Here is an 11622-nt window from a genome sequence, read left to right as displayed (position 1 = left end):
GCTCGTCGGGCTCATAACCCGAAGGTCGTCGGTTCAAATCCGGCCCCCGCAACCAACACTGTGAAGTAAAATTATGTAGTAAAATAAGAAGTAGAAGACTCGGACGCGGGGTGGAGCAGCCTGGTAGCTCGTCGGGCTCATAACCCGAAGGTCGTCGGTTCAAATCCGGCCCCCGCAACCAACACTGTGAAGTAAAATTATGTAGTAAAATAAGAAGTAGAAGACTCGGACGCGGGGTGGAGCAGCCTGGTAGCTCGTCGGGCTCATAACCCGAAGGTCGTCGGTTCAAATCCGGCCCCCGCAACCACTTCAACAATAAACACCCTTCCGGGTGTTTTTTTGTATCTGTCTTCCGGAAAACTTCCCGGCAAACCTCCGGGCAAAAACGTTAGCCCCTACGGGCCAACGTGACGCCATCAGCAAAGTAAGCTTTGATTCCTGCCAAAATCGACTCCGCAACCTCCTGCTGAAACGCCGAGGTTCTGAGCTTGCGCTCCTCCTCCACATTGCTGATAAACGCTGTTTCCACCAGGATCGACGGAATATCCGGTGCTTTTAGCACGGCAAAGCCTGCCTGATCGACGCGGTTTTTATGCAGCTTGTTGACGCGGCCGAGGCGATTTAACACCTCTTTGCCAAACTTAAGGCTGTCGTTAATGGTCAGAGACTGCACCATATCGAACATGGTGTGATCCAGATACTGGTCGCCGCTCTTGCTTACGCCGCCTATCAGGTCGGCGGCGTTCTGCGTCTGGGCAAGGTATTTCGCCGCCGTACTGGTAGCTCCTTTTGTTGACAGCGCAAAGACCGACGAGCCGCGCGCGGCGCGGCTGGTAAAGGCATCAGCGTGGATAGAGACAAAGAGATCGGCGCGCTGTTTCTGTGCCTTTGCCACCCGCACTTTTAACGGAATAAAGACATCTTCGTTGCGCGTCATATAGGCCTTCATATTGGGCTCTTTATCAATGAGCGCGCGCAGGCGGCGGGCAATTTGCAGCACCACATCTTTTTCACGCGTCTTATATTTGCCGATCGCCCCCGGATCCTCTCCCCCGTGACCGGGATCGAGCATGATCACTACTGGACGATCGCGCCCGGCCTTGCCTGGCTGCGGGCCACTCTGGGCTGGGGGAACCTGCTTATCTAAATTACCCTTGTTGTAATCCTCCAGCAGCGCAAGGAGTGGATCCTGCTCGTTCTGCCCGTTAACCGGGTAGAGGTCCATCACCAGACGCTCTTTGAATTCCGCTACCGGGGCCAGCGAGAAGAGGTGTGGACTAACGTTTTGCTTAAGCTCAAAGACCATGCGCACGGTGTTAGGATCGAACTGGCCGACCCGCGCAGATTTGATAAAGGGATCGTCGCCGTGGATCTGGTTTCCGACGCCTTTCAGTACCGAATTGAGATTAACCCCTTCAATGTCTACCACCAGCCGCTCCGGGTTGCTTAAGGCGAACTGACGATACTTCAGCACCCGATTCGACTCCACGGTAATGCGCGTATAGGTTGATGCGGGCCAGACGCGTACGGCGATAACCTGACTTACCGCGGCTAAACCGACCTTGCTTACGCTAAGCAACCACAGAGCGCCAGCGCCTTGTAACAGCTGGCGACGGCTAAGAGCTGAGTTGGATCCTGACATGCCTCTCCCGAGCAAAAAATCTGACAATTATTATTAAAACGGCCTGCTTGACGAAAAACTTTAACGAATGATGCATAAACTGTCATCAATAAAAGGGTAAACATTGTTTTAACAGCGGTGACAATGTGGAGATTTTTCTCGCATCGCGGTGAAATTTTGACTTGCGCCCACGGCAATAAAAGAATAAAAATACATAAATTACGAATAATCATGCAATGAGGGTTGTGCCGTGGTGAAGGAGCGTCGAACCGAACTGGTACAGGGATTCCGCCACTCTGTTCCCTATATTAATGCCCATCGGGGGAAAACCTTTGTCATCATGCTGGGCGGTGAAGCCATTGAGCATGAGAACTTTTCCAGCATCGTCAACGACATTGGTCTGCTGCACAGCCTCGGCATTCGTCTGGTAGTGGTCTACGGCGCTCGCCCGCAGATCGATGCTAACCTGGCGGAGCACCACCACGAGCCGATTTATCACAAGCATACCCGCGTCACCGATGCCAAAACCCTTGAACTGGTCAAGCAGGCGGCGGGGCTGCTACAGCTCGATATCACCGCGCGTCTCTCGATGAGCCTCAACAATACGCCGCTGCAGGGGGCGCATATCAACGTGGTGAGCGGCAACTTTATCATTGCTCAGCCGCTGGGCGTGGATGACGGCGTCGACTACTGCCACAGCGGGCGTATTCGCCGCATCGATGAAGAGGCGATCCACCGCCAGCTCGACGGCGGCGCGATTGTGCTGCTGGGTCCGGTGGCGGTATCGGTCACCGGCGAGAGCTTTAACCTCACCTCGGAAGAGGTCGCCACCCAGCTCGCTATCAAGCTGAAGGCGGAGAAGATGATTGGCTTCTGCTCCTCGCAGGGGGTGATCAACGACGAGGGCAATATCGTCTCTGAGCTGTTCCCTAACGAGGCGCAGGCGCGGGTTGAAGAGCTGGAGGCGCGCCAGGACTACCACTCCGGTACGGTGCGCTTCCTGCGCGGCGCGGTAAAGGCCTGCCGCAGCGGCGTGCGCCGCAGCCACCTGATTAGCTATCAGGAAGATGGCGCGCTGTTGCAGGAGCTTTTCTCACGCGACGGTATCGGGACGCAGATCGTGATGGAGAGCGCCGAGCAGATCCGCCGCGCTACCATCAACGATATCGGCGGTATTCTGGAGCTGATCCGCCCCCTGGAGCAGCAGGGCATTCTGGTGCGGCGCTCACGCGAGCAGCTGGAGATGGAGATCGACAAGTTCACGATTATTCAGCGCGACAACCTGACCATCGCCTGCGCCGCGCTCTATCCCTTCCCGGAAGAGAAGATTGGCGAGATGGCCTGCGTGGCTGTGCACCCGGACTACCGCAGCTCGTCGCGCGGCGAAGCGCTGCTGGAGCGTGTGGCCCTTCAGGCGCGCCAGCTGGGCCTTAGCAAACTGTTTGTGCTGACTACCCGCAGCATCCACTGGTTCCAGGAGCGCGGCTTTACCCCGGTGGATATCGACCTGCTGCCGGAGAGCAAGAAGCAGATGTACAACTATCAGCGCCGCTCAAAAGTGCTGATGGCCGACCTTACCTAAGCACATGCTTCCCTACCCGGCCGGGTAGGGATTTCTCTATTTGACCTGTGCAAAAATCTCGCCGAGGCCGCTGCGTCGTTCGGTACGGGTAGCAATAGCCTGCACCAGAATACGCTCGTCGGCGTAGAGCGACAGGCGACGGCGGGCGCGGGTGATGGCAGTATAGACCAGCTCCCGGGTCACCACCGGCACCATCTGCCCCGGCAGGATCAGCGCGGCGTGGTCGAACTCTGAGCCCTGCGATTTGTGCACCGTCATTGCCCAGGCGGTTTCGTGCTCCGGCAGGCGGCTGGGCTGTACCGATTTGATGCTGCCGTCCGGCAGCGGGAACCAGACGCGCGTCCCCTGCCCTCGGTTCAACGCCACACCGATATCGCCGTTAAACAGCCCCAGCGCGCTGTCGTTACGGGAGATCATCACCGGGCGTCCATCAAACCAGCGCGAGTGAAGCGTCCGGCTAATCCGCCGCTGGTTCGCCAGCGTCTGCTCCAGCCGCTCGTTGAGTCCTGCTACGCCAAACGGTCCTTCGCGCAGGGCGCAGAGCAGCTGATACTCGCTGAACGCCGCGAGGATCGCCTTTGGCTCCGCCTCATCACGCACCAGCTGCAGATAGCGAGCATAGCCCGCTAGCGCATCGTCAAGCAGGGCCTGGTAATCGTCACGCGCCTGGAGAGGCTTGTGCTCAATGTCGCTAAAGCCCTGGCTAAACACCGAGCGGGTACTTTTCTTATCGCCCCGGTTTACCGCCGCCGCCAGCTGTCCAATGCCGGAATCACTGCCGAAGCGGTAGCTGGTTTGCAGTAGACAGAGGCTGTCGCGCAGTGCGCCTGCCCCGCCCGGCTCGCCGCCGGGAACGGCCATTCCCGTCAGGCGGGAGAGCTGCTCCGCCCGGGCCGGGGTAAAGCCCGCGTTAACCCATGCGCAGATATCCCCCAGCACCGCCCCCGCCTCTACCGAGGCCAGCTGATCGCGATCGCCTAAGAAAATCACCCGTCCATGCGCAGGCAGCGCATCGATCAGCCGTGACATCATCGGCAGGTCAATCATTGACGCTTCATCCACCACCAGCACGTCGAGGTGCAGCGGGTTCCCGGCGTGATAGCGCAGGCGCTGGCTGCCGGGCTGGGCGCCAAGCAGTCGGTGCAGCGTACTGGCTTCTACCGGCAGACGCTTTTTCTGATCGTCGGTTAAGGCCAGCTGGCGCAGCGCTGCGCCCAGCGACTCCGTCAGACGTGCCGCCGCTTTCCCGGTCGGGGCGGCCAGATGGATGCGGCAGCGCCCACCGTTCGCCATCTGTACCAGCGCCGCCAGCAGCTTCGCCACCGTAGTGGTTTTCCCGGTGCCGGGCCCGCCGGAGATCACCGAGATCCGCCGGGTCAGCGCCACCGCCGCCGCCACCTTCTGCCAGTTGATCCCCTCCGTTGATGGGAAAAGCCCGTCCAGGATCTGCCGCAGCTGGGCTTCATCCACGCTCAGCGGCTGGTTAACCTCGCTGAAGAAACTGGCTACGGTAAGCTCGTTGCACCACATGCGGTTAAGGTAGAGGCGATCCCCCGCCAGCACCATCGGCGCAGGGGTATGACCGTCGCTGACCGCGTCGGATCGCTGTAAGATCCCAGCCCAGTCGCAGGGCGCACCGGCCTCGGCAAACAGCGCCATCAGCAGCGAATGGCTCTTATCTTCGGCCTCGGCCGCCAGTCGGGAGAGGGGCAGACAGACGTGGCCCTCCCCCGCGTCGCGGCTAAGTATCGCCGCCGCCAGGGTTACCGCTGGCTCGTCGCGTCCGGCCACGGTCAGGGCAAACTGGACGTCCAACGGGCGAAACAGCTTCTGCGCCAGCGCCTCTATAAGCAGAGTTTGCATCGTCACTGTGCGGTCTCCTGATAGTCTTCACTGGCCTCTTCACCGCTAAACAGGGCATCCATCTCGCTAATCAGCCGCGCATCCGGGCGGGTAGTATAGATGCCCTGCTCGCTGTTTTGCGCATCGACGCCGCGCAGGAACAGATAGATTACGCCGCCAAAGTGGCGCTCATAGTCATAGCCCGCAATACGGTGACGAAGATAGCGATGTAGCGCCAGAGTATAAAGTTGATACTGTAAGTCGTAGCGGTGCGACTGCATGGCAGCCGCCATCGCCTCTCGAGTGTAGGCTTCGCTGCTCTCGCCCAGCCAGTTGGACTTGTAGTCCAGCAGGTAGAAGCGCCCATTGTGGCGGAAAACCAGGTCGATAAAGCCCTTTAGCATCCCACGCACGTCGCGGAAATCCAGCGGCGGACAGGCCGCCGAGAGCGGATCGTAACGACGGATCGCCGCATCTAGCTTCTCTGAGGTCAGGGTCCGGGCAATCGGAATATAGAACTCCATCTCTACTTGCTTATCTTTCGCGGTGAGCTGACTTAACGACAGGCCCGATTCAATAAGCGGCGCGCGCAGGACCGCATTGATCCATGCCAGCAGCACCGGCTGCCACTGATCGTCAAAACCGCCCGCCTGCAGACGCTCGCTTACCCACGCCTCGGTCACCGGCTGGGTGAAGTCAATATCTTCAAACAGCCCGTGTAAAAAGGTGCCCGGCGATGCCCCGCGCGGAAAGGCGTGCGGCGTTAAGGCGGGCACGTCATCCAGCTGGCGCTCGCCAGCGGCGTCAACGTCCAGCCGCGGAAGCAGATCCTGGGCGATACCGTGCCCGCGCTGCTGCAGGCCGGAGTAGCTGGTCACCCGCCAGTCGTCGAGAATAGGACGATCGATATGCCGGGCGCGCAGCGACGGCGGCAGCGAGAGCGTATACTCCCAGCGCGAATTATCCGGCGTACCGGGAATGCTGAGCACGATATCATCACCGCACAGCGCCTCCAGGCATTGACGCAGACCTGCGGCATCGCGCGGCTCGCCCTGCTGGATCAGCCTGCCCAGCGCGCTGTGGTGAAAATCGCTCTCGCCGGACTTCTCTCCGCGACGACGGAACAGTGGCGCAATGCCGAGGCTACAGTGCCACACGGAGCGCGTCAGCGCCACGTAGAGCAGGCGCAGATCTTCCGCCAGCCGCTCCGCCTCGGCCAGCTCAATGCTCTCGTCGGCCTGACTGAGATCCAGTACCGCCTCGAAGGAGGTGCGGTCATGAAAGAAAGCCTGGTCCTGCGCCCGGTAGTTGGCGATAAACGGCAGCCAGACCAGCGGGTACTCCAGCCCTTTCGCTTTATGGATGGTGACGATCTGCACCAGGTGCTTGTCGCTCTCCAGCCTGAGCTGCTGGCTGGCGGCGTTGCTGTCCGGCTCGGCGATATGCTGCGCCAGCCAGCGTACCAGCGCATGCTCGCTCTCGGTATGCGCCCCCGCCTCCTGCAACAGCTCGCTGATGTGCAGGATATCGGTCAGACGCCGCTCGCCACCCGAGGTCGCCAGCAGGTTCTCCGCAATATTGCGCTGGGCCATCAGGGTTCGCAGCATTGGCATGACGCCACGCTTCTGCCACGTCTGCCGATAGCCGTCAAACTCCTCAACCACCCGATCCCAGGCCTGTTCATCCTTGTTTAGCTGCTCAATATCCTGGGCGGTCAGGCCCAACATCCCCGTTGCCAGGGCGCTGCGCAGGGTGCTCTCCCGTTCAGGGGTCAGCACCGCCTGGATAAGCCACAGCAGCTCCTGCGCCTCCGGTGTCTCAAAGACGCTGTCACGGTTGGAGAGGTAGACCGAAGGAATATTCAGCAGCGTCAGGGCGTCACGGATCAGCGCCGCCTCGTGGCGGCTACGCACCAGCACGGTAATGTCGGAGGCCTGAACCGGCCGGGAGCGCTTGCCGTCGTGCAGTAACGCGCTGCCCTGCTGCCCCGCCACCAGCCAGTCGCGGATCTGCGCTGCGCAGAGCTGGGCCATAAAGGCCTGGTAATCACCGATACCGGTGCCGTCGCCCTCCATCAGCCACAGGTTCATAGCAGGCTGTGTTTCGCCATGCAGTTCGAAGCGCAGAGGCTGGTTTCTTTCCGCCGCCTTCACCGGCATGAAGGGGATCTCGCGGAACATAAAGGCGTTGTCCATCTGGCTGAAGAGCGTATTCACGCTCGCCACCATGCCGGGAGCCGAACGCCAGTTGGTATCGAGCGTATAGTGGGCGCTTACTTCACCACGCGCTTTCATGTAGGTGAAGATATCTGCGCCGCGAAAGGCGTAGATCGCCTGCTTGGGATCGCCAATCAGCAGCAGCGCGGTATCCGGCTGCTGTCGCCAGATACGGCGGAAAATACGGTACTGCTGGGGATCGGTATCCTGAAACTCATCGATCATCGCGACCGGGAAACGCTGGCGGATCGCGGCTGCCAGCGCCTCACCGTTGTCGCTGTTCAGCGCCTGGTCGAGGCGGCTCAACATGTCATCAAAGCCCAGCTCGCCGCGACGGCGCTTCTCACGCGCTACCGCCTCGCGGATCTCCCGCATGGCGGTGGTCAGCACCAGATCGCTGAGGCTGAGCGGCTCGGCCAGCAGGCCCTCAATGGCAACAAACAGCGGGTGCTCCGGCACGACGCCGCCCGCCTTGGTGCGCGAAGTTAAAAACGACTGGGCGAACTTCTCCAGCGCGTCCGGCAGCAGATAGCTGCGGGTCTCCTCCTGCGCCCAGGCGCTAATTTTCTCGATCCACTTGCCCTGGTTGCCGCGGTTAAACTTGCGTCGGTCGATGCCTGAACTCTCGATCAGAGGATCGAGCTCCGCTACCGCCGCAAGCCACTGCTGCTTAATAGCATCAATGCGGGCGATGATTTTTGCATGGCGCGAAGCCAGGGTTTCATCTGCAGGCGGCGGGGATTTGATTACCGGCGCCTCCCCCTGCAGATAGCGGTTAATCGCGTTCAGCAGCTCCAGCGGCCCCTTCCACGAGGCGTGGATCACCTCGGCGATATCGCGCGGCAGCGGGTAACAGTGTCGGCGCCAGAAGTCGGCGCAGGCCTGCGCGCGCAGCAGGGACTCATCTTCAATCAGCTGCTGTTGGAAAAGCATGCCCGACTCAAAGGCGTTGAGGCTAAGCATGCGCTGGCAGAAGCCGTGAATGGTGAAGACCGCCGCCTCGTCCATCTGTCGCTCGGCCAGCATCAGCCAGCTCGCGGCCTGCTGCTTATCCGGAATATCGTCAAGCAAACGGGCATAGAGCGGATTGTCGGTGCTTTCGCGCAGGCAGGCGATGCGCAGCTCGTGGATGTTGCTGCGGATACGGCCGCGCAGCTCTTCGGTGGCGGCTTCGGTAAAGGTCACCACCAGCAGCTCCTCTACGGTAAGCGGCCGTGAAAAGGCGCTCTCGCCGCCCAGCCCCAGCAGCAGGCGCAGGTAGAGGGCGGCGATGGTGTAGGTTTTTCCGGTGCCCGCAGAGGCTTCAATCAGGCGCTCACCGCGTAAGGGTAAGCGCAGGGGGTCCAGAGTCTCAGCGGGGTTGGTCATTATTTCTCACTTATCAGGGGCAGCGTGCGCTGCAGTGCGCTGACGTTGTCCCATACCTTCCAGCCTTCAGGGTGTACATACCCGGATTTATCACTCGGCGTGCCGGAGACCTGGGACAGGATCGCCATCCCCCGCGGCTCTACCACCGCCTGGTGGAAGAAGTCGGCAAGTTTCTGCGGCGTCAGCTGTTTAATCTCAGCGACAACTTTATCACGGGAATCAAAGCGCATATTACCCCGATCGAAATCTTTGCTGATCTGCGTCGCCTCTTCACCCAGCGTTTGCGGGGCCTGTGTGACCTGGGCGATCACCGCCTGCTGGAGCTGGGCAAACTCCTCCGCGCTCATTTTGCGCAGCCGCTCCTCCGCCGTCGGGAAGAAGGCCTGGTAGCGCGCCCACAGCGCCGACGGCTGCTTGTTGCTGCTCTGGAGCAGGAAGCCCAGCCCCCACTGGCGGCCAACGCTCATCGGGAAGGCAAATACCGCATAGCCGAGCTGCTCCTCGGTACGCAGCTGATTATAGAACCACGGCTGGATGATCTGCCCCAGCATCGCGCTGTAGGCCGAGCTGCTGTACTCGTCATAGCCCGGCGGGACAAACACGGCGGCCAGCGCCGAATCGCTGGTACTGCCCGCTTTCTCAAAGATTATCCCCTGCTTTTTATCCACCAGCACGTCACGGTTGCGGCACCACTGGTTTCCCTTCGCCGCAAGCTGATCCTGCACCTGGTGGGCCAGATCTTTCGCCTGCACCTCGCTCATATTGCCAACGATTAGGAACTCCGGACGCGCGTTGCTTTTCAGCCGATCGCGGTAGGCCATGACATCTTTCAGGGTGATCTCAGGCAGCAGCGCCCGGCGCTCTTCACGCTGGAAGTAGGGAACCTGAGAGAGCATCTGCGTCGGCATGATCGCCTGCTCGTAGGCTTTACCCTTCTCTGCGGAGTCCATCATCTGTGCATACCAGGACTTCGCCTGCGCCAGTTGGTCCTCGGTTGGCGTATAGCTAAAGTAGCCCGCCAGCAGATCTTTGAAGAGCTGCGGCAGATGCTGGGTATAGCCGTTAGCATTGAGCATCAGGCCGTTATTGGCATTCGTGGAGAAACTAATTCCGCCGACGGCGGCCTGGTTACTCAGCTGATCCAGGGCGATCCCCGCCAGGTAATCATTCAGCGCGAACATCACCTGGTTTTTAGCGCTGTCCATCGCCAGCGGATTACGCAGCACGACGCTAACGTCAGCCTTTGGCTCGCTGGCAAAGTAGCGGCTTGGCATGTAAACCACGCGCAGAGTAGGATCGTCCACAATCAGCTCGGGATGGGTGTAGTTTTTCGCCGGCTTTTGCAGCGTAAAATCATCTGGAATATAGGGATTCAGCTCGGGCAACTTCAGCGCGATGGCATTGGATCTCTGCTGCCAGTCGGCGAAAGTCTGGTCGCTAATCTTGTCGACCTGATAAGGCGCATCGACAAAATAGGCGGTTTTATTGTGCGGCTCCTGCGGGCTGATGTACCAGATGCGGGCGTTCTGCGGCGTCATCATTGCCAGCCGCGCTTTAACAGCCTCGGCATCAAACCGATCGGCAATGTTTACCGCGTCCAGGGTATGTTCAACCGGCACGCGGATCATGGTATCCGCCAGCCATTCGACGTAGTCCATATCCCGGGTAATGGAGGGGTAGCGGAAGTCGAGATCCAGCACGTGGGACAGCTCGTCAAAGTAGCGCTTGTCCACGCCCTTCTCACGCAGCAGCTGGAGATAGCTAAAAATGGCCGCAACCACCTCATCACGGTGCGCCAGCCCCTTGTCGGTCAGGGTGGCAGAGATAGCCAGCACGCCGCTGTTGCCGTTCACGACAGGATCGGAGTCGCCGCGGATCCCTTCGGCCAGCCCCTGCTGCTGCAGCCAGTCAGAGAGGGTGCCCGGGCTGCGGTTGCCAATCAGGTAGGTGATCAGCTCGTCGGTTTTGCTGCGGAACTGGGGCGTATTGTTATCGATGCGGAACTCAACTCGCACCACCTTGCGCGGCATCACCGGCACGTAGTGGAGGATCAGCCCCTTCTGCGCGTCGGTTACTACCGGCACGTCAATTTTCGGCAGCGCCAGCGCTTTGTTCGGCACGCGGCCAAAGGTTTTCGCGGCGATGGCGGCCAGCTCCGGCAGCGGACGATTGCTATAGATCACGGCCTTCATCAGGTTCGCCGAATAGTATTTATTGCGGAAGGCCAGCAGCGCCTCCTGCACCGGGCTACCCGGCTTGTCGCTCAGGGTCTCCAGGTTACCACCGGAGAAGCGCGAAGCCGGATGCGCCGGGTTAATGGTCTCTGCGCTCACCTGCGCCATGCGCATCCCGTCCCGGGAACGGGCCAGCGTCAGCTCGGCGTTGACCGCGTTACGTTCGCGCTCGGCATACTTTTTATCAAGCAGCGGCGAGGCGATGGCATCCGCAAGGCGATCCACGGCCCCTTCCAGCGCGTCGTTCTCCACTTCCAGATAGAACGCGGTACGGTAGGGTGCGGTGCTGGCGTTGTGGCTGCCGCCGTGCAGCTTTAAAAATTCAGCAAGGCTGTCCGGCTGCGGATAGTGAGTAGAGCCCATCAGGGTCATATGCTCAAGATAGTGCGCCAGACCGGGATGCGCCTCGGGATCCTGCAGCGAGCCCACGGGCACCACCAGCGCAGAGAGCGATTTCACCGCCTGCGGATCGTTAACCAGCAGAGCAACCATACCGTTATCGAGGCGAATAGCCTGATACTGGCGGGTGTCCTTATCGCTTTTACGAATCGTTTCCTGAACGGGTTGCCAACCGGTGTCTGCCTGACTTAACGGTGCCCAGAAGGCGACAAATAAGACTAACGCTTTGAACCAGGTGCTGCTGGGCATTCACGAACCTCATCATTAACAAACCAGTACCGGCAGGGCCGGCATATCTAATCAGTCCGTGATTCGCTGCGCATCATAATGGAAGCCTATCCGCTGCGCAATTTTTACACA

5 protein-coding genes and 2 tRNA genes are annotated in these 11622 nt (G+C 60.2%); 3 read left to right on the top strand and 4 right to left on the bottom strand.

Annotated elements, in window-relative coordinates; translation table 11 throughout:
• Window positions 1-104 precede the first annotated feature (104 nt).
• A tRNA-Met gene (locus RTX96_RS14085) sits at window positions 105-181 on the top strand.
• A gap of 49 nt (window positions 182-230) precedes the next feature.
• Window positions 231-307 (top strand) — tRNA-Met (locus RTX96_RS14080).
• Between the two features lie 81 nt (window positions 308-388).
• Here RTX96_RS14080 and amiC read toward each other — a convergent pair.
• Window positions 389-1642 (bottom strand): N-acetylmuramoyl-L-alanine amidase AmiC, encoded by a 1254-nt coding sequence (gene amiC / locus RTX96_RS14075; RefSeq protein WP_312671405.1) that lies wholly within the window; start codon window positions 1640-1642, stop codon window positions 389-391.
• A 229-nt stretch (window positions 1643-1871) separates the two neighbouring features.
• Between amiC and argA the strand changes: the two genes are divergently transcribed.
• Entirely contained in the window at window positions 1872-3203 is a 1332-nt protein-coding gene (gene argA, locus RTX96_RS14070; RefSeq protein WP_103818335.1) for an amino-acid N-acetyltransferase, read from the top strand.
• 36 nt (window positions 3204-3239) lie between these two features.
• On the opposite strand, the gene recD is transcribed toward argA, so the two are convergent.
• From recD to ptrA, 3 genes are read right to left on the bottom strand one after another with little or no spacing between them, the layout of a single operon-like run.
• Complete coding sequence (gene recD / locus RTX96_RS14065; RefSeq protein WP_312269103.1) at window positions 3240-5072, bottom strand: exodeoxyribonuclease V subunit alpha; 1833 nt, start codon at window positions 5070-5072, stop codon at window positions 3240-3242.
• Entirely contained in the window at window positions 5069-8629 is a 3561-nt protein-coding gene (recB, locus tag RTX96_RS14060) for an exodeoxyribonuclease V subunit beta (protein ID WP_312671404.1), read from the bottom strand. The genes recD and recB overlap by 4 nt, the downstream gene beginning before the upstream one ends.
• On the bottom strand, window positions 8629-11511 hold the full coding sequence (gene ptrA / locus RTX96_RS14055) for a pitrilysin (protein WP_312671403.1): 2883 nt from the start codon (window positions 11509-11511) through the stop codon (window positions 8629-8631). The genes recB and ptrA overlap by 1 nt, the downstream gene beginning before the upstream one ends.
• Window positions 11512-11622 lie beyond the last annotated feature (111 nt).

Source organism: Pseudescherichia sp., assembly GCF_032052675.1.
Lineage (GTDB): Bacteria > Pseudomonadota > Gammaproteobacteria > Enterobacterales > Enterobacteriaceae > Pseudescherichia.
Note: the sequence above shows the minus strand (reverse complement) of the source record. Positions and strands in the feature narration are given on the sequence as shown.